General features: G+C 67.4%; 14 protein-coding genes and 4 pseudogenes. 8 read left to right on the top strand and 10 right to left on the bottom strand.

The annotated features are described in order from the left end of the window. Window positions 1-352 precede the first annotated feature (352 nt). On the top strand, window positions 353-1,588 hold the full coding sequence (locus AC5677_RS40790; RefSeq protein WP_497192889.1) for a hypothetical protein: 1,236 nt from the start codon (window positions 353-355) through the stop codon (window positions 1,586-1,588). 164 nt (window positions 1,589-1,752) lie between these two features. On the opposite strand, the gene AC5677_RS40785 is transcribed toward AC5677_RS40790, so the two are convergent. Both AC5677_RS40785 and AC5677_RS40780 read right to left on the bottom strand, forming a co-directional pair. Next, window positions 1,753-4,191, bottom strand: coding sequence for a helicase associated domain-containing protein (locus tag AC5677_RS40785; protein WP_497192888.1), 2,439 nt, complete (start codon window positions 4,189-4,191; stop codon window positions 1,753-1,755). Window positions 4,192-4,411: 220 nt separating this feature from the next. After that, a complete protein-coding gene (locus tag AC5677_RS40780; RefSeq protein ID WP_497192887.1) occupies window positions 4,412-5,092 on the bottom strand; it encodes a hypothetical protein in 681 nt (226 codons plus the stop codon). 476 nt (window positions 5,093-5,568) lie between these two features. Between AC5677_RS40780 and AC5677_RS40775 the strand changes: the two genes are divergently transcribed. The 4 genes and pseudogenes from AC5677_RS40775 to AC5677_RS40760 all read left to right on the top strand — a co-directional run bounded on the left by AC5677_RS40775 (window position 5,569) and on the right by AC5677_RS40760 (window position 8,711). After that, a complete protein-coding gene (locus tag AC5677_RS40775; protein WP_497192886.1) occupies window positions 5,569-5,835 on the top strand; it encodes a DUF3761 domain-containing protein in 267 nt (88 codons plus the stop codon). 44 nt (window positions 5,836-5,879) lie between these two features. Beyond that, window positions 5,880-6,031 (top strand): annotated as a pseudogene (locus AC5677_RS40770) (transcriptional regulator); the annotation flags it as partial. 1,100 nt (window positions 6,032-7,131) lie between these two features. Further along, window positions 7,132-8,070, top strand: coding sequence for a MerR family transcriptional regulator (locus tag AC5677_RS40765; protein ID WP_497192885.1), 939 nt, complete (start codon window positions 7,132-7,134; stop codon window positions 8,068-8,070). A gap of 74 nt (window positions 8,071-8,144) precedes the next feature. After that, a complete protein-coding gene (locus AC5677_RS40760; RefSeq protein ID WP_497192884.1) occupies window positions 8,145-8,711 on the top strand; it encodes a GNAT family N-acetyltransferase in 567 nt (188 codons plus the stop codon). A gap of 35 nt (window positions 8,712-8,746) precedes the next feature. Here the strand turns inward: AC5677_RS40760 and AC5677_RS40755 are convergent. Further along, window positions 8,747-9,357: pseudogene (locus tag AC5677_RS40755) on the bottom strand (transposase); the annotation flags it as partial. Between the two features lie 49 nt (window positions 9,358-9,406). Further along, window positions 9,407-9,901: a cupin domain-containing protein gene (locus tag AC5677_RS40750; protein WP_497192883.1), complete on the bottom strand. Its 495-nt coding sequence runs from the start codon at window positions 9,899-9,901 to the stop codon at window positions 9,407-9,409. A gap of 81 nt (window positions 9,902-9,982) precedes the next feature. Between AC5677_RS40750 and AC5677_RS40745 the strand changes: the two genes are divergently transcribed. Further along, a complete protein-coding gene (locus tag AC5677_RS40745; protein ID WP_497192882.1) occupies window positions 9,983-10,834 on the top strand; it encodes a LysR family transcriptional regulator in 852 nt (283 codons plus the stop codon). Window positions 10,835-11,035: 201 nt separating this feature from the next. On the opposite strand, the gene AC5677_RS40740 is transcribed toward AC5677_RS40745, so the two are convergent. Beyond that, window positions 11,036-11,437, bottom strand: a complete 402-nt coding sequence (locus tag AC5677_RS40740; RefSeq protein ID WP_497192881.1) for a hypothetical protein — start codon at window positions 11,435-11,437, stop codon at window positions 11,036-11,038. A 106-nt stretch (window positions 11,438-11,543) separates the two neighbouring features. Here AC5677_RS40740 and AC5677_RS40735 point away from each other — a divergent pair, with 106 nt between their 5' ends. After that, window positions 11,544-12,059 carry a hypothetical protein gene (locus tag AC5677_RS40735; protein ID WP_497192880.1) on the top strand — a complete coding sequence of 172 codons (516 nt, stop codon included), beginning with the start codon at window positions 11,544-11,546 and terminating at the stop codon, window positions 12,057-12,059. Here the strand turns inward: AC5677_RS40735 and AC5677_RS40730 are convergent. Then, window positions 12,052-12,427: pseudogene (locus tag AC5677_RS40730) on the bottom strand (IS5-like element IS4811 family transposase); the annotation flags it as partial. The gene AC5677_RS40735 and the pseudogene AC5677_RS40730 sit on opposite strands and share 8 nt — an antisense overlap. A 189-nt stretch (window positions 12,428-12,616) precedes the next feature. On the opposite strand from AC5677_RS40730, the gene AC5677_RS40725 reads away from it, so the two are divergent. Further along, the gene (locus AC5677_RS40725; protein WP_497192879.1) at window positions 12,617-13,234 is read left to right on the top strand and encodes a mycothiol transferase; all 618 of its coding nucleotides are present in this window, start codon (window positions 12,617-12,619) and stop codon (window positions 13,232-13,234) included. A gap of 183 nt (window positions 13,235-13,417) precedes the next feature. Here AC5677_RS40725 and AC5677_RS40720 read toward each other — a convergent pair whose 3' ends face one another. From AC5677_RS40720 to AC5677_RS40705, 4 genes and pseudogenes are all read right to left on the bottom strand, one after another. Next, the gene (locus AC5677_RS40720) at window positions 13,418-13,672 is read right to left on the bottom strand and encodes a DUF7660 family protein (RefSeq protein WP_497192878.1); all 255 of its coding nucleotides are present in this window, start codon (window positions 13,670-13,672) and stop codon (window positions 13,418-13,420) included. After that, window positions 13,672-13,971, bottom strand: a complete 300-nt coding sequence (locus AC5677_RS40715; RefSeq protein ID WP_497192877.1) for a hypothetical protein — start codon at window positions 13,969-13,971, stop codon at window positions 13,672-13,674. Before AC5677_RS40715 ends, AC5677_RS40720 begins: the two co-directional genes overlap by 1 nt. A gap of 49 nt (window positions 13,972-14,020) precedes the next feature. Then, a protein-coding gene (locus AC5677_RS40710; RefSeq protein ID WP_497196915.1) for an IS5 family transposase occupies window positions 14,021-14,820 on the bottom strand; the annotation gives its coding sequence in 2 pieces (ribosomal slippage) (window positions 14,021-14,482 and window positions 14,485-14,820; 798 coding nt in all). Between the two features lie 530 nt (window positions 14,821-15,350). Continuing rightward, window positions 15,351-18,932, bottom strand: a pseudogene (locus tag AC5677_RS40705) (RHS repeat-associated core domain-containing protein); the annotation flags it as partial. Window positions 18,933-18,938: the final 6 nt, after the last annotated feature.

Raw genomic sequence — 18,938 nt, 5'->3', positions numbered from 1 at the left:
TTCCATTGCACATCTCGGCGACGGACAGCCGGCCTGACCAAAATGATCACACCGGTGTCTTGTGGAGCAATACCGTCACGCTCTCGTGCCCATGAACCGGCAATAGCGAAAACCGCTATCCCGTCCGTTTCCGGCTAGCGTTGGAGTAGGCGTTGAAATGGGCGGTTCACATCACCTCTCCGCGGGTGAACTGCGGGATTGGGGTCTCACGTAGTCACGCGTGACGGGAAGTCTGGCAACTGGCTGGAGAGGGGGCTTCGGCGCCCTTCTCTGCAAGATTCACACGCCCTGTCAGGGCAGGCGGCCGGGTACTGGCCTCGTCGGGCTGGCCATACCGATTGAGGAGTACGCCATGACATCACTGGCACAGAGCATCCGCAGGTTCCACCTCTACGCGCCCCCGCGGGTCATCAGCCTCCGCGAGGTGGCCGACAGTCTCGGGGCCGGACGGCCAGTTTCCACACGAGACGTACTGCGTCGCCTCGATGCAGTGCCGAGCGAGCTACGGCTGGCCGAGCCGGTCACCACCGAAACCGCACTCGGTGGGCGTGCCGAGATGGTCCTGCGAAGCGACGGCACCTACACCTCGAGTGGGCACATGCGCGCCACGGGATTCCCGTCGTTCGCCTTCGTTGTGTACCCGTCGGTGGTGGGTGGCGCAGGACGGTTCCGGGCCCTGGCGGTGCACCAGGGGCGGGTCTTCGGTACTGACACGCCGGGGGACCGTCAGAAGAGCTGGTCGGAGGACGGTCGTAATGAGGATGTCCGTCAGCACTGGCTTTCCTTCGCTCGGGACGCTCAGCTCACGGTACGCAAGGAATGGGAGGTCTCCGGAGTCCTCGGGACGCTGGGAGACATCGCGGTGGCCGTCGCTCAGTTCGTTGGCGCCGTAGCTGTCACAGGCTCCGGCGGCATGGCCGCGGCGATGGTCATCGGCTCCCGGCTTGGAGAGGCCGCGCAGGAGCCTTGGCCGTTCCCTCAACTGCCTGTCGGAGTAACGATCGCCTCGGGTGTGCTCCTTGTGTTCGGCCCGGCCGCGATCGTCCCGGCGTTGGCCGCCGGTGCTGCCTCCGAGGCCCTGGTCGATCACCGGCCGCTGTCCGAGGAGGAGGCGGCATTCGCCGCCAAGGTTTTTGGCCACACGCTCCCCGGCCGTGAGCAGATCATCCTCACCAACATCAGCGGGCTGGACAACAGGGCGTTCACCGTCCCGGGCTTCGGGGGCTCGTACCTGGTCAACCTGGGAGAGCATTTCGATGACCCGATGGCCTCCCAAGGGAGGTACACCGAGCGCGGGCAGGTGTTGATCCACGAGCTGACGCACGTATGGCAGGCGATGCGCTGGCCTGCGACCACGTACTTCTGTCAGGGCGTCTTCGAGAGCACCTACGAACCGGGCGGTGACCCCGGCCGGCCGTGGTCTGCGTATGGAATCGAGCAGCAGGCCACGATAGTCGACCGCTGGTACGCGGCCGACCCGGGTTTTCTCACCGGTGAGTTCCAAAAGCCAGTGCCCGACTTCGCTCTCAAGGCAGCTCATCCCTTCGACCACTACCTCAACGCTCATATCCGTGCCGGCATCACTTGAGTCCTCGGCCCTGGTTGAGGGGCAGTACCGGGTGGCTGTGCCACATCGGAGCTCTGCTGGATGTGTTCTCACACGCCCACGTGGTCGCGCGGTGCCTGCTGCGTCGGCGATCAATTCGCCGGTGAGGGGGCGCGGCGGGTAGGTGTGGGGTTTGCGCGTGTGCGTCAGGTCAGGGTGGCGGGAGTGGCGTTGTCGGCGGTCCAGTCGTTGTCGAACAGGGACGCGATCAGGTGTGCGTGATCGGGTGGTAGCTGGCCGGCGCGGTGCTTGGTGCGTGTTTTGGCGAGCCAGGCGCCGATCCTGACTGTGTCGCCGTCGACGAGGATTTCCTCGCGTGCGTGGGGGGCGCGGCCTTCACGGTGGAGGTATTGCTCGAGGATCTGGGCGGTCTGTTCGAAGGTGCGGCGGGTGCGTCGGGCGGGTGCGAGCGGGTTGGTCCGGGGGGTCAGGCCGAGGCTGGACAGGAGGCGTTGCTGGCCGGGATGGAGGGTGCGCCAGCCGGTGAGCTGTCGGTGCAGCCAGGAGCCGATCTTGACTGTGCTGAGCTGGGTGTCGCGGGTGAGGGTGGCTGGGTCGTGGCCGGCGGTGAGGTGGGCGTGGAGCAGGTGGTATTTGCGGTGCCAGTCGGCGCCGTGTGGGAGACGCCAGTCGGTGTTGATCGTGGTCAGGTCGGTGGCCCTGGCCGGGGGCAGTTGGTGTTTTGCCGCGAGGTGTCGTTGTTCGGCGAGCCAGGCGCCGAGGGGGGTGGTGGCGGGTGCTGCGAGGTGTCCGTGGGCGCGCTGGTAGTCGGCGGCTGCGGTGAGGCGGGCGCGCCAGGCGGCGTCGTGCTTGTCCCAGATCATGCCGAGGGCGTCGAGTTCGGCGGTCCAGTCGGCTTCCAGGCGGCCGGCTGTTGCGGCGTCGCGCATGGTGGTGATGAAGGTGCCCAGTGTGTAGCCGGTGGGGTCGGTGTGGTCGGTGGGGACGTCGAGGTGGCCGTAGGTGTCGTGGAATGCCTGGGCGGAGGCGAGGCCGAGGCGGCGGGAGCGGGTGACGGCCGCGTCGCGGGGGTCGAAGGCGGCGAGGTCCATGGCGCGGGCGATGCGTTCGGGGTGGACGGTGAAGTCGAAGTGCCAGCGGCGTTCGATGATGTCGCTGGTTTCTTTGGGTAGGCGGTTGGCTTTGTCGGGGAGGCGTTCCAGGATGCGGTGGTCGTGGCTGGCCAGCGCGGTGGCGATTGCCCAGACCGGTTCGTAGGCGGTGCCGAGGATGTCCTGGGGGGCGGCGTTGGGCGGGATGTAGACGGGGACGATGAGGCTGGCTGTTTTGCCGGAGACGTCCAGGCGTAGGGCGCGGCCGAGGGCCTGGACGCAGCGGATGACGCTGCGGGTGGGGTCGGCGAAGGCGACTGCGTCGACGTTGGGGATGTCGACGCCTTCGGAGATGAGGCGTGCGTTGGTCATGATTGCGCATGGGGCGGTGGCGAAGTCGTTGAAGATGTCGGCGCGCTGGGCGGGGGTGTGCTCGCCGTGGGTGAAGAACGTTTGCGGGTTGATGTCCGGGCACAGTTCGGGTGCGGTGCGGCGGAGTTGGCGCAGGGTGTGGGGCAGTTCGCGGGCGAAGCGGTGGGCGTCGGCGACGAGGTTGAAGTAGACCAGTACCCGCTGGAGTCGGTGCTCGGTCATGGCGCGCAGGATGGCCACGTGCAAGGCGGTGGTGCGCAGCGCGTTGTATCCCTTGGGTTGGTTGTGGGTGTCGCCGGTGGTGTTGGGGGCCGGCAGGTTCAGGCTGGTGCGTAGGGTGGCGTCGGTGAGGGTGGGGACGACGATGCGGTAGTCGGCTGCCCGGCCGTCGGCGACTGCGGTCGCGAGTGGATATTCGAAGATTTTCTTGCCGTAGACGGCCTCGTTGTCCATGGAGTTGGCGAAGGGGTCCGTGTCCGTCTGGGGGCCGGTGGGGCGTCGGCGGCGTGAGTGGGTGGTGTCGGCGGAGTCCGCCAGTTCTGGTGAGCCGAAGATCCGTGGGGTGGCGGTCATGTAGAGGCGGCGGTTTGCCTGGATGCGCTGGGCGTCGTTGGCGATGGCCCATTTCTTGTCGGCCCGGCCTGCGATCCGGTGTGCCTCGTCCATGATGGCGAGGTCGAATGGTGGGACCTGGTACTTCGTGCTTTGGGTCTGTTCGATCTTGTCGAGGGAGTCGTAGGTGCAGATCACTGTCACCGCGGGGATCTGGTCAGTCCCCTCCCCCACCACCGACAAAAGTGCCGCGAGCGCGGGGGCGTTGCTGGTCGAGCCGACTTGCGCTGCGGCCAGGTCCTCTCGGCCGGCGGCGTCCATCGAGGAGACGATGACCATGTGCTCGCCGTGGCCGTCCCGGCGCCATGCCAGCGCTGTCTGGGCGGCCAGATCCAGGGTGGGTACGACGAACAGCACCAGGCGGGCGTCTAGTGCGTCCGCGACCCGGGTTGATACGAGCGTCTTGCCTGTCCCTGTCGCTGCCACGTACAGCCCGCGGGTTCCGGCACGCCGCAGATGCCGTGCCAGCCGCTCGACGGCTTGTGCCTGGTCGGTGAACAGTGGCCGTTTCTCGGGGCGGCCGGGTGTGGGGACAACGACCACAGTCATGGGCGGAAGCCTAGGGTGTGGCGCGGGCAACGCTCGTGTGTCCTGCTCGCGCTGGTGGAAGTGCGTGGGCGAAGTGGCAGTCGTCTGGGGAGTTTTTGCCATCTGGAGCAGCGGCTCGATCGGCTCGGGGCGGTCGCCTTCTTGCGTCAGAGTTTTGGAGGCGGCACCCCGGGGTCGTGGGGCGGCCTGCGGTGGTTACTTGTGGCGCGGCTGCGCCCGGTCAGACGAACTTGGCGTTGATGGGCGTGATGTCACCGGACCGGCCGTGGCGCTGGAGCTGTGCTCCGGGTGCGCTGAGGATCTCGGCGACCGGATCGGAGCCACCGTGGCCGGCGGTGTGTGAGCGGGGGAAGCGACTGGCGTGTATCGCCGCGTGGTGGTCGTCGGGGGTGTAGGCCTCGGGGTCACGGCGGCACACCATGATCTTGGCCTCGTCCAGGCTTGGGGCGGTGGCGAAGGCGGCTTTCGCGGTGGTCAGGACCGTGGGGGCCATCGCCCGTACGTACAGGTCGTTGCGCTCGCTCTTGGTGCGCTTGTGGGCGGTCCGTTGCCCGGCCGCTGTGGTCGCCGGCTTGCGCTCGGGCATGGCTGACAGTGGCGGGAATGTAATTTTCGCGGAAGCTGGGTCCCGTGTGACGGTGACGACGGACGCCGGGTGCGGAAGGGCGCATGCTGCCTTCTGGAGCGCATCGGTCACCGTGACCGTCTCTCCCTGCAGCAGCCGTTCCCATTGGTCGCGGGCCTCGGCCAGTGAAAGGGCGTATTGCGCTGCTCGCTGCCTGGCCTCCTCATGGACCGCGGCGGGGATGGCTTCCTCGACCTGGCGGCGCACGGCGGCGCGATGGGGGAAGTTCAGCCAGGAGATGCCCTGGTACGCCTGCTTGCGGAGCTGACGGCGCATCCACGCCACGCCTCGGTATCCTCCTCCGGCTCTGCCGGGACGCGCTGTGTGGCCGGGGCCGGCTCGTTCGCATGCACCTGGGTCAGCGCCCGCTCGGTCTCGCGGGCGACGTCGTGCTCGGCTGCGCGGCGCTCGGCGGCGGTGGGACCGGTCGGAGCGTAGGAAGAGGAAGCGGCGCGCAAACCGCGCTGACGGGCGTAGTGGGCGCGGCGAGTGGACCGGTGGGAGGAGCGACGGGTGGCCCGGTAGGCGCGGTGGGCGATTCCCATGGGCGTGTCCTTGGCTGTTGGTGATTTTAGTGGTCGTCCGGCCGTCTGTCTGGGCCTGCCTGGAGTCTTGGACCAGACACCCGCTGCAAGGTGGTGGTCGGGGCCTCGTGGCCGCGGCCCTTCCCGGTGTGACTGGATGGCGCGTTACGCCACTTCAACACTTTGTGTATTGTCCCGGCTGATCATCGGTCAAAGCCTGGAGGGCTTTTGAAGACCCGTCTCGCGACCGTCGTGGTTGCCGCCGCTCTGGCCCTGGGTGCTGCCGGTACGGCCTCCGCGTCGACGACTCTTCCCCGTACCAACACCGCGCATCGTTGCGTGCACCACACGGTCGGCTCGTGCGGCTGGAAGGTCGGGAAGAAGCCGGTGGACAAGTACGAGACCGCGCGGTGCAAGGATGCCACCCACTCGTACTCGCGGCACTCCAGCGGAACGTGCTCGCACCACCACGGCGTCCGCTACTGGTTCAAGTAGAGACTGCCGCGGCATCCCCGTCGTTCCCGGGCGGGGGTGTCACGGCCGCTGAGCTGCTGTCCGCCTGCGCGTGTCACCGGGCGAGGTCCGCGACCGGCCGGCAATCCGGAAGATCGTCCGTGATCTGCGCTCGCGGCACTGCCGGGTGGCCGGGGTGCGGGAACTGGCCGCGGCCGTCGGACCGAGCTCCGCCTGACCAACGAGTCGAGGATGATGACCCACCGCGGCGAGGCGGTCGTCACCGGACAGCTCGCGTGTGGCGCACACGGTGTCGGCACGCATGGTGCGACCGAGTCCATCGGCCCGCGAGCGGCGGGCGGCAGGCACGCGCCGGACGGCGGCTGTGGCGCAGCGACGGGCGGACCTCCCGTACAGGGCAGGGCAGGGCAGGGCAGCATGATCAACCACGCCCATGCCCTCCTCCAGTGCCCGGTAGCACCCGCCTGCAGCGGTCTTCGGTCGCTCGGTGTGCACACTCTCGGCCTATGCGGGCATGATTCGTTGTCAGTCTTGCGCTATGGCCTTTGTTTCAAAGACGTGGGGGCGCAGTCGTGGCTTCGATTGTTCGCCCGGGCTCGTTCAGTGCGGGCCCGGGCCCGGGTGTCCTGTGAGTTGTCGTGGCCGTGCTCGCCACGCCGATAACGTGGTGCGGGAACAACTGCGAGGTCACCGCCAGAGGGCGGTCGCATTGGGCGGGGCCGGTACAGCAGGCGGATGCCGTCCGGCGTGGGAAAGGCGCAGTGGACCCGGTAGCGGTCGCCGGGTTTGACTTCCCGGACCATCGGAAGCCACCGCAGTTGCCTGTGCTGTGCCACCTTGCCCGGCCTGCGGGCACGGAAGGCTTCTGCCGCCTTGCGAGCGGTGTCGGCTGCGCGGGCTCGCTCGGCCCGCGCCCTCCCCCTCACCCCTCGTCCCGGGCGCCCTGCTCCGTACCAAGATGCTGCGCCACCATGGCCACGTCGTCATCAGTGACGTGGCGCTGCGCGGCTGCACACACAGGGCACGGGTGAACCGCGGCGAGCTCGCGGATGGAGCCAGCCTCGAGGTCGGATCCTGCGGCTGTACGGGGATCGCAGCCTGCTTGCGATGCCACTCACTTCAGTAGGAGTGAACACTGTGACATTTGCGCTCTCTGTCTCTGCGACAGCAACCTGCCACCTTGCCAGCTGCCAGCTGCCGCGCTTATCCCGCCCCACCTGCATGAGGAACTGTCAAGACTTGTGGATGAGGAGTGGTTGGCTGCTGGCAGGCACAGGGACTTGAGTCTCCAGTAGGGGGAGACACCAAGGTGGGGGCATGGACGGCGACACGCTCTACTCGATCGGCGAGCTCGCTCGGCGGACCGGTCTTACGGTCAAGACCATTCGGTTCTACTCCGATCTCGGAATCGTGGCGCCGACGGACCGCAGCCCGGCCGGCTACCGCCTCTACAGCATCGATGCCGTCGCACGCCTGGACCTCGTGCGGACCTTGCGCGAGCTGGGACTGGACCTTCCCACGATCCGCAAGGTCGCCGACCGCGAGCTCTCGCTTCCCGAGGTCGCCGCGGCGCACGCCGAAGCACTGGCGGTGCAGATCCGCGTCCTGCGCCTGCGACGCGCGGTGCTGACGGTGGTGGCCGAGCGCGGGTGCACACCTGAGGAGACGGAACTCATGCACCGGTTGGCCCAGCTCTCCGAGGACGAACGCCGACGTCTGATCGGCGATTTCCTCGACGTCGTCTTCGGCGGTCTTGACGCCGCCCCCGCATTCGCGGGGGTCATGCGCTCGATGACCCCCGAGTTGCCCGACAACCCGGAGGCAAAGCAGGTCCAGGCGTGGGTGGAGTTGGCCGAGATGACCCTGGATCCGGATTTCCGCGCCGTCGTGCGGCGGATGGCCGAGGACCAGGCGGCCGAGCAGGCCCGAAGTAAGACGATGGGCCCGCGCCGCGACATTGCCGCAGTCGTCCGTGACCAGGCCGGCCCGGCCCTGACCGCCGGCATCGACCCGGCCTCGTCCCAGGCCGATCCGATCGTCGCGGCGTTCACGGCGCACTACGCGCACGTCCTCGGCCGCCCCGACGACGCCGGGCTCCGCCGCCGGTTGGCGACCCGGCTGGAGAGCGTGAACGACCCCCGCAGGGAGCGGTACCTCCAGCTGCTCGCAGTGGTCAACGGCTGGCCGGCCCCGGAGAGTCTGGCTCCGGTGTTCGACTGGTCCGTCCAGGCTCTGCGCGTGCGGACACAGCAATGACAGGGCGGACGCAAGGCGGCATGGGCCGGACGCGGCCGGCGTCGGGTGAAAACGCCGCCGCATACGATCGGTTGGTGAATGCCCCTGTCGTACTTCGGGTGGCAGCGACGCCCGCCTCTCCCGCTCTCGTTCTTCGCCCCTGGCGCATGGAGCACGTTGCCGCATGGGTGGAGGTGCGCCGGGATCCCGCAGTGCGCCAGGGGCCGAGTTCTGTCGTGGACAACGATGCTGACGGGGCACGGTGGGTGCAGGCCCAGCAGCGGAGCTGGGCAGCGGGAAACTGCTTCGGCTTCGCCGTCCTTGAGGCACAACCCGGTCCGGTTCACGCACAGTTGGTGGGCAACGTGGTCCTCAAGGAAGTCACCTCCGGCAAACCGGCGGCCGAGGTGGGCTACTGGACCGCGGCGCACGCTCGCGGGCGGGCAGTGGCCCCCCGCGCTCTGGAAGCACTCACCAGCTGGGCCTTCGAGGCCTTCGAAGCCGACGGGCTGGAGCGTCTCGAACTCCTTCACCAGGTGGACAACCCGGCATCGTGCCGGGTTGCGCACAAGAGCCGGTACGACTTCGACAGCGTCCTGCCCGCGGCGCCGCCCTCCTTCCCCCGCGCCGGCCACCTGCACATACGGCGCACGGATGCCTGAAGTCCCCGCGTCGTGTGGGGATCGACCGAGGCTGCTCACGCCCCGAGGGTCCTGGGGCGTTCGACGAGGGTCCCGGGGCGTTCGACGAGGTCGCCGCGTTCGAAGCGGGCCCGGCACCGGCCAGAGCGACGAGGTGAGCTGCGTTCACGGCCCGCCAGTGGCCCTGGCCGGACTCGACCAGCTTGAAACCATGGCCTGCCCGGCGGCCCAGCTGCCGGACTGCCGGGCTGCCGGACCGGCCATGGTCACCTTGGTCCGCAGCCGCACGGTGGCGAAGGACGACTCGATGGGATGCGTGGTCCGCAGATCGACCCAATGCTCGGCAGGAAGGCGAAGAACGCCGGCAACTCGTCCTCGTCGTCCGTGATCTTCTTGACGGCCTTGGGGCATTTCGCTTTGTACTGCCCGGTGAACGCGGCGACGGCTTCGCGGGCCTGGTCCCTGTCCTCGGCGTTGCAGATGTCCTGGATCGCGCGCCTGGCCGTGGGCTGGGCCGACTTCGGCAGCGAATCGAGAACATCTGCGGTTTGTGAACCCGGCATTCTTGTTCGCGGGTATCGGGGAACACCTCGGCCCGGGCCTTCCAGAAGCCGAGCGCGCCGTCCCCGACGGCCGTCGTCCCAGGACCGGCGGGACGGCAGCGCCGCGTCCTCGCCGGTCGGAAGAAGGGGCCGGGCCGCTGCGTCCCGTCGGCTTCAGGCGAGGTCGGTGGCGGGCTCGGTCGCGTAGCGGCTCATCGCATCGATGTTGGCCTGCCGCGTCAGCGGCCGGCCGCCGGCGAAGACTTCCTGGAGGTCCCGGAAGTACTGCACGTACAGGTCGGGGGTGAATGTGCTGAGCATGACGGCGGGTTGATCGGTCAGGTTGGCGAAGGTGTGCGGGGTACCTGGCGGCACCATCACCAGCGTGCCCGCGGTGGCGTCGTGGTCCTCGTCCCCGACCGTGAACCGCACGGTGCCGGACAGGACGTAGAAGCCCTCGTCGTGTCGGGCGTGGCGGTGCTGCGGCGGTCCCTGGGTGTGCGGGGCGAGGACGGACTCGGCGATGGCGAGGCGGTGCCCGGTGTGGCTGCCGTCCTCCAGAACCCGCATGCGCGTGGTGCCCAGAACGATCGTCTCACCGTCGCCGGGACCCACCACCGATACGGCGGGGGCGGCCTGCGGCTCGCTGGTCTTCGCTTCTTCGGTCATGCTCACCAGTGCACCGCCGGGCCCCCTCCGGTGTCCAAGACCCGTCCCGCAGCGCCGATACCCCGTGGGTATCGTGGCAGCGTGGAGCTACGGACCTTGCGCTACTTCGTGGCGGTCGCCGAGGAACTCCACTTCGGCCGGGCCGCCACCCGACTGCACATGAGTCAGCCGCCGCTGAGCCGGGCGATCAAGCAGCTGGAGGCCGACGTCGGGGCCCTGCTCTTCGCCCGCTCACCCACCGGCGTCACCCTCACGCCGGTGGGCACGGTGCTGCTCGACGAGGCGCGAGCCCTGCTCGACCATGCCGACCGCGTCCGTGTACGCGTCAGCGCGGCGGCCGGCGCCGCAACCCTGACCGTCGGCATCCTGGGCGACGGCACCGACCCGGGGGTGTCCAGGCTGGCCGCCGCCTACCGCCGACACCACCCCGGCATCGACATCCGCATCCGCAACACCGACCTGACCGACCCGACCTGCGGGCTGCGCGCCGGACTGGTCGACGTCGCCCTCACCCGGGCGCCGTTCGACGAGACCGCCCTGACGGTGCGTGCCCTGCGATCCGATCCGGTCGGCGTGGTCCTGCGCGCCGACGATCCGCTGGCCCGCCGCGACCGGCTGCGGCCGGCCGAGCTGAGCGACCGCCGCTGGTTCCAGTTCCCGCACGGCACCGACCCCATCTGGCAGTCGTACTGGAACGGCGGCACGCCGCGCGAGGGCCCCATCGTGCGCGCCGTCCAGGAATGCCTGCAGGCCGTGCTGTGGAACGGCACGGTCGGCCTGGCCCCGCTCGGAGTCGACCTGCCCCCGGAGCTGGCCGCCCTACCGCTGACCGGCATGCCGCCGAGCCAAGTGGTGGCGGCGTGGAACGAAGGTGACACCAGCCCGTTGATCCGATCCTTCGTCGAGATCGCGACAACCGCCTACCGCCACTGAACACCGGCACCCGGTGCTGCCGCATCCCGCGAACAATTCCCACGCCGCCGCATCCCGTGAACACTTCCCACGCCGCGGCACCCGGACTGCCCCGAAGCAGCGAACATCTACAGCCCCTTCCCGGACTCCGGCGCCGTGCGTGTTTTCCCTCCCAGCGGCTCGATAACCAGGACACCACGTCGTAGCGTTCACCGGACATCACTACCGCTCGACGGCAGACTCACGCCCATGCCCGCACAAGATCCGCGCATCCACCTGCTGCAGGCCGGACGGTCGCTCGCCGCATGCGAGTTCCTGCTGCGGCAGTTCAGCCACAAACCGACGATCTCCGATCTGATGGCACAGGCTCGCCACCACTGCGACCAGGCCGAGCAGGGACCACACGAAGACACCGAGACCGAAGTCACCCTCGCGATCCTGCGTGCGGTGGCCTCGACCTTCGCACTTCGGCACGTGGCGCTGTCCGACGTGTGCTGCGATTTCAACGATGACGACGGAACCCTGCTCAACGGGTTGGAAAAGCACGACAGCGACGGCGTCAGCCGTCCGCTCGCCGAGGAAGCCATCCGTACCACAGAAGCGGCCCTTGACGCGGACCCCCACGACGCCCTCATGCCGCTCTACCTGGCCATGCCCTCACCTGGACGGACAACCGCGACGCCGCCATCGCCGCCTACCGGGAAGCCCAACGACACGCCCCCGACGACGATTGCGCCGCTCCGCCCTCTCCCACCTTCACGCTCCGCCCACCAAAAAACCTCAGAGCAACAGGAGCCATCCCCGCCACGCCTTCGCACTGCTGCGCAGCGCCTACTGGATCAACAACAACGAATGGGAGGACGCCCTCGACCTGTTCGCCTCCGTCGCCGACATCCGCACGCACCTCGCCACTGCCCTCGACCCCGGCCCCCACCCCGACCCCGGCCCCGGCCCCAACGACTCCCGACCCCGCTGCATGAGTGGTGAAGACCTGAACGACGAAGGCGCGGAGCTGACCCTGCACATCCACCGCCCCGGCCGCCCTATTGCCATGTACGACCTCAACGCCCGTCCGCATGACAACACCGAGACCACGTCCATCGACTGGAGTGACGTACCGGTGGACGAGTTGCTGGAACCGCCACTCCCCCGGGCCGCCCCCTTCGCCTTCACTCCAGAGTCTGCTTCCCCACAGGCCCGTAACCGAACAAACGCCGTCAGATCACGGCCAGCGCCGACCTCCTAGGCCAGCTGGGGGTGGCGCCCTTCCGCGCGAGTCGCCAGGTCATGAGAGTGACGGCGGCCCAGGTGATCACGGTCTCGGAGCGCTGGATGAGCCGTTCGTAGCCCCTCACGTGGCAGCGCGCGTGCATCATCCACGCGAGCGACCTCTCGACGACCCAGCGGCGGCGCAGGACGACGAAGCCGGAGGCGTCTTCGGGGCGGCAGACCGGCTCGATGGCGAGGTCGAGGTGCTTCTTCGCCCGGTCGGCGAGCTTGCCGGCGTAGCGGGGTCGGCCCACACGATCGTGATCTCAGGGTGCACCAGACAAAGCCGGAAGAAAACCTCCTTGCCGCCGCCGCGCCGTGCAAGCCGGCCGGGGCGACCATGACCGCCGGCCTTCGCTGCGCCCTGGACCACCGTCGGCGATCCGGGCAGCGGCCTGCGGCGGTGCGGATGCCGGAAGTTGGCCTTCGCTGCGACCTGCCCTCGGCCCTCCCGCATGTAGGACAGCAACTGACCGCAAGAGCTCATAGCGTGGTCCTTGACCGATGAAACAAGAACACCGGAAGGCAAAGACCATGACCGTTAACGAGCCGACCACCCGCGACCTGGCCGGCGCCCCGGGCGTCACCGGTGAACGCGCCGAACTGCTGGAGATGCTGACCAAGCACCGGCACTTCCTGCGCTTCACCACCCGCGACCTCACCGACGAGCAGGCCGGGCTGCGGACCACCGCCAGTGAGCTCTGCCTGGGCGGCCTGATCAAGCACGTCACCGCGGTCGAGCGGAACTGGGCGGATTTCATCCAAAACGGCCCCTCGGCGATGCCGGACTTCACGGCCATGACCGAGGATGAATGGAAGCGCGGCGGCTCCCGTTGCCCGCGTCCGGGAAACGATCCGGCGGATGCCCGGGAACATGGGGATCCCGTGGGTGGCTTCGTGGTGCCTGGCGTCCCGTCACTTCAGCCGTCCGCGTTAGACGTTCACGCCGGCACTGTGGTGAGTGCCGTGAGGTCCGTCACCATAACCTGCTCGGCCTTGTCCAGCGCTTGGGTGCATTCCGCTTCGTCCACGCCGAGCGCGATGAGCGAGGCGATGCGGGGCGTGCCGCAGAGCCTGGTTCATCCCTGCACGTCACGCGCGCACTCGCACATCCGCCGACACTGCTGCCATCGACCTTCCCGTGGCCATTGACCAGGACACAAGGACCCGCCTGCGAAGAAGTTGCAAGCCCGACTCGCCCCTTGAACACTCACATGCACGTGAGCTGCGCGGCCACCACAGCGTGTTCATCACACTCACTGGCGCGTGATGCGAGTGAGTCGTTCTCTATTTCGAATCACGCTGAGGCGGCCGTTAGGGGCGTCAGTTACTCTCTTACTCGTACATCGAAGCTGCCATGACAGCATTGGCAACCGTCGCCCACGCTTCTGCGGGGGGCTCTGGACGGCCGCTTCGGCCGTACCAAGACGCCGAAGCCTCAACCCATGCCGCCATGCCCTCCAAAAAACTGACTAGGTCAGAATTTTCCCATGCTTCTGGGTTTTCCTCGAGATCTTTTACAGCGGCCGAAAGGAATGTCACCAGGTCGCGCTTGCTTTCGACCTTAGCCGCCTTCTCCCAGAGCTCCACTACCTCACCCTAATCGATATACCGTCGTTCTCCGTCGTGAACTTCCAGCTCTCTCGCTCGACCTCTCTGGGCGTCGCACGTGTAAACCTTACAGGAATACCTGCTTCCTTGAAGGCATACAGGCGCCTATTGTCAAGCGAGTAGATCTTCCCGTCTCGCCGGAAGACCCTAATGGGCGGGACGTCCTCAGCTACAGAATCGCCGGACTTCAGTTCCTTCACGGTATCGTCAAGCGTCCTGCCGTCTTTATAACTCCTTTTGATGCTGTCTTGGGTATAACGGATATTGTCAGGGTTCATCTTCCCAGAGGCCGGAAGCCCTCCGCCGGGGCCCGGCTTAGAAGTCGTCTCAATTGGTGAGTCTGCGATAACAGATGAGGGTGCAGGCGATGCCAGCGAAGGCGAGGAAGTGCTCGGCTTTGCGTTCGTAGCGTCGGTGGAGGCGGCGGCAGCCGGCGAGCCAGGACATGGTGCGTTCGATGGTCCAGCGGTGTCGGCCCAGTCGCTGGGAGGTCTCAATGCCCTTGCGGGCGATGCGGTGGGTGATGCCACGCCCGCGTAACCATCGCCGCAGGTGGGAGTAGTCGTATCCCTTGTCGGCGTGGAGCTTTCCCGGTCGGCGTCGCCGTCGTCCGCGGCGGGAGCGGATTGGTGGTATGCCCTTGACCAGGGGAATCAAGGCTTGGCTGTCGTGGAGATTCGCCCCGGAGATTCCGACGGACAGGGGCAGACCTGTCCGCTCCGTGATCAAGTGAATCTTCGAGCCGTACTTGCCCCGGTCGACAGGATTCGGACCTGTCAGGTCCCCCTTTTCAGGGCCCGCATGTTCACCGAGTCGATCGCACAGCGGGACCAGTCCAACTCGCCACGCGCGCCGAGCTCGTCGAGGACCACACGGTGGAGCTTGGCCCACACCCTGGCCTTCGTCCACTCGGAGAACCGCCGGTGAGCTGTCGCCCCCGACGGTCCGAACGACGCCGACGGCAACTGCTGCCACGTGCAGCCTGACGTGGCCACGAACACGATCGCAGCCAACACCTCCCGGTCACCATGACGGCGCCGGCCACCACCCTGAGGCCGCGAGGGGACCTCAGGCACCACCCGCTGGAACAACTCCCACAACTCGTCCGGCACCAGCCGCTCAACGATCCCCACCACGACCGACACCCTACCGAGTCAGCCAAATGAGATGACGTCTTAGGAGCGCTTGCTGAGCTCTCGCGCGCTTCTGACAGAGCGCGGCCGAGCCCCTTGCCGAGCCGCCCGACTCCGTCTCCGGCCGTGAAGGCACCACCCACGACCAGCCCGGTACTCGCCACGATCACTGTTGCGCCCGCTGGGCAGCCAATAACGGTCGCACATACGAGGCCGCCTGCGGCGTCTCCGGCTGAGCCAACTCCGATCATGAAGACACCCAGAGCTGTCTCGCCGGCCCCTACGATGACATCCGGGTTGAACAGAGAAGCACCGACGTTGAGGACGGTGTCTGCGGGCCCCTTAATCCACCGAGGTATCCAACTGGAGCCACCTCCATCGCTGGTGTGGCCGGCGCTGCTGGTGTGTGCTGTTCCGCTGTAGCTGCGCGCGGGGGCGGGCCCGCCGCGGCTAACTGTGTGGTGAGACCCTTCGCCTCCTCGTGGACCGTCAGGCCGGTGTGGGCAGCCTGCTGAGTCGCCGTAGCCACCGCAGGCAACTCCCTTTCCGCTGGGATCGGAGAACGTGACGGGGTTGTTGGCGGCGTAGCTGTATCCGTTGAGCGTCTGGGACTTGTCGGTCTCAAGAAGCGGGTCGACGCTGAGGAAAGTAGCTGTGGTTGGGTCGTATTCGCGGGCGCCGACGTGGGTAAGGCCGGTGGCGTCGTCTGCGGGTTTTCCGAGGAACGCTTTATCGTCAGGCCAGTTAGTCGACTTGGTCCCGCGGGGGGATCCGAAAGGCGTTGTGTAGCGCTTGGTGTAGTCAAGGGTTCTGGCATCGATTGCCAGACTCGAGGTGCCGTGATGGTCGCTGGCGAGGAATGTCAGTTTTGTTTCGCTGGTTCCGCTGGTCGCTGCGCGGACGGCGATGGCTTTGCCTGCGGCGGTGTAGTACCGGAGGCCTGAGAGGGTCTTGACGGTGCCCTTTGCCGTAAGGCGTACTTCGGTGTCGCCGAGGTAGAGGACAGTCTCGCCGTCGGAGCTTGCTCGGCGGACGAGGAGTTGTCCGTCCGCATCGTAGAGGTAGCCGGTCGCGACGGCAGGAGTGTTAGTGGTGGCGGGTTCCCTGAGGGACGAGAGTTGGCTTTCGCTGTTCCACTGGAGAGTCTGGTCAGCGCTGGTGCCGGGGCGGCTGGTGGCGTTGCCGGTTTTGTCGTACTTGTAGTTCTGGGCTTTGCCTTTGGTCTCGGTGCTCGCCAGGGGGTGGGGCTGTTGGCTTGTTGTGCCGTAGGTGTATGTGGTTGTGGTGTCGCCCGAGGCTGCGTGCTGGACCTGTTGCTTTCGTTGGCCTGCCGTGTTGTAGGTGTAGCTGGTCCAGTATGGGGCGGCGCCGGCGAGATTGGTGGTGGTGCGTGTCGTGGTGGCGCAGTCGTCCGTTTTCGGTGTCCAGGCTTCGGTGAGGCGGCGGTAGCCGTCGTAGGTGAAGCACTGGTTGTCGCTCTTGCCTGTGCCGCCGAGGGTGGTGGCGTCGGAGATGGAGATGACGTTTCCGGCATCGTCCTGGCGGTATTTGAGCTCCTGCAGCATGTACGCGTGGACGTCGTCGGTGACGTAGGAGCGGGTCAGTCGTCGGGTGCCGGGCTCGTAGTCGTAGCTGAGGTACGCCTTCTTAGCTGAGGTGCCGGCGGCGGTGCCCAGAGTGAGCTGGCGCAGGTCGCCTGTGGGGGCGTAGTCGGCGCCTTGCAGGTAGCCGGTGGCGCCTTGGGAGCTGAGCTGTTGGCTGGCGGTGTTGTAGGTGTAGGAGACGGTCTCGGCTGGAAGGCCGGCTGCGGCGGGGTGGGATGCCTGGCTGATGGTTCCGTCGAGGCGGTAGCCGGTGGTGGTGGTCAGGGTCTTGGGGACGCCTGCCTTTACCAGGGGATCGTCGTCCGGCAGGGTGAGCTGGTTCTCGGTGGGCTGGTACAGGCTGTTGTAGTGGGTGACCTTCTGGGTGTAGGCCTTGCCGGTGGTGCCGCCCTCGTACCGGATGGACGTGTCCGGCTGGCCCTTGGCTGCGGTGTCGAAGGTCCAGGCGGTGAGTTTATTGGCGTCGGTTTTGGTGTTCTGCCAGGTGCCGGTTTCGCGTCCGAGTTCGTCGTAGTCAGAGATCAGGGTCCGGTTCTCGGCGTCCTGTGTGCGGGTGGGCTGGTCGAGTTCGTCGTAGGTGGTGCTGGTCTTGCCCTTGTCGGGGTCGACTGCTTCGGTTTGACGGCCAAACAGGTCGTAGGTGTAGGTCCACGTCGCCTTGGCCGGGTCGGCCTCTGAGACAGGGCCGGTGACTGTTTTGGGCAGTCCGCTCAGGGTGTAGGTGTAGTTGGTGGTGATGTAGTCGGTTCCGGTCGGCTTGGGCCCTGCGTAGTCGATGCGCTGGGTGGTCTGGCCGCGTGCGTCGGTGTTCGTGGTGGTGGCCTGGCCGCCGGTGGGTGCGGTGGTGGAGGTGGTGTCGCCGGTGTAGGTGGATTCGGTGGTCCAGCGGGCTACGCCGTAGTTGCGAGTGACAGTTTTGACGGGGCGTTCGGCGCCGTCGTAGGTGGTGTCGGTCTGGGTGGGTGCCTGGCTGCCTTCCGTCTGCACCGGTGTACCGGAGGGTTCGTTCTTCTCGTCCCAGATGTCCGACTGTGCGCTGGAGGCCAGTCCGCGGGAGTCGTAGAGAGTGAGGGCGATCAGGCGGCCGCCAGCGGGTGAGGGGGTCTGCGTCTGGCGGGTACGCAGGAGGGAGTCGTAGATTTCGTAGGTGGTGTTGTAGCCATTTCCGTCACCGCGCAGTGCGCCCGTGGAGATCCAGGGCAAATCGTTGCTGGCGAGGTGGTAGCCGTATACGTAGTTCGGGGTCTTCTGGGCGAGGCGTGAGCGGTTGGGGAGCCAGACCTTGGTGATGCGGCCGAGGGAGTCGTACTCGGTCTCGGTGATCTTGCCGTTAGGGTCGGACGCTTTGAGGGGGAAGCCGGTGCCCGGGTCGAGGGCGGTGGTGGTCTCGTAGCCCTTGGCGTCGCCGGCGACCGTGGAGAGCAGGGGGCCGCTGCCGGTGGGGGTGTAGGTCGTGGTGGTGGTGTGGTCCTGGGCGTCCTTGACGAGGGTGGGGCGGCCGAGGGTGTCGTAGTCGGTGGTGACGGTCTTCTGCCAGAGGGGGGCGTTGGCCGAGTCGTAGCCCTTTGCGCGGCCTGTCCACTGGGCGTCGCCCTTGGTGGGTTTCTGGTTGGCCGACCAGGAGGTGGTGTCGTAGGCGGTGGCGGTGTCGGAGATGACATCGCCTGGCCTGCTGCTGTCTAGCGGGAGGTCAAGGTCGGCGTCGGTGGTGGTGCAGGTTTTGGCTGTGGTGCGGGTGCGGGAGATGAGGGAGGTCAGTCCGTCGTCGTTGCGTGCGTACCAGGTGCGGGTGCAGGTTTCGTCGCCGGTTTTGGCATCGTCGCCGCGGTCTTCGACGGTCTGGGTCATGCCGAGGTCGTCGTAGGTGGTGGCGGTGGTGCGTACGCGGTCGGTGGGGGTGATGCCGCTGGTGATGGCGGTGCGGGCGTGGGTGGCGGCGGTGCGGGTGAAGTAGGCCTCGGTGTCGGCGTAGGACTTGTGCTGGGTAGCTGTGCGCTTGGACCAGGGGTCGTTGACGGTGCCGGAGGTGTATGCGGTGTTGTCGTAGGTAGCGGTTTCGCGGGTGAGGCCGGCGTACTGCTCGCTGTCGGTGATGTCGGGGGCTTTGATGCCGGTGACGGTGGCGGTGCGGCGCTTGTCGGGGTCGAGGGTCTTGCCGTCGGCGGCGAGGAGGCGGTCGCCGTTCATGCCGCGCATGTAGGCGGTGACGGTTTTGGACTGGGTGCCGACGGGGTCGCCGGTGAGGTGGGTGACCTTTGCGTAGCCTCGCCAGAGGGACCAGGTGCGTTCTTTGGCGGGGGTGAGGGGGTCGTCGTTGTAGTGCCAGGCTCCTCCGCCTGAGTAGGTGTAGGTGTGCTGGACGGCGACGGACCCGCCGTGGGGGTCGGTGGTCGAGACAGAGGTGACCGGGTACTTCTGGAACCAGTCCAGCTGTGGGTCGCCGGAGCCGCCGTTGGGCTTCCAGTAGACGGGGAAGCAGCGGCGGGTGTTCTGGTCGGCCTTAAGGCA

This window comes from Streptomyces sp. JLSY215 (assembly GCF_059682825.1).
This window is presented reverse-complemented; position numbering and strand designations above follow the sequence as displayed.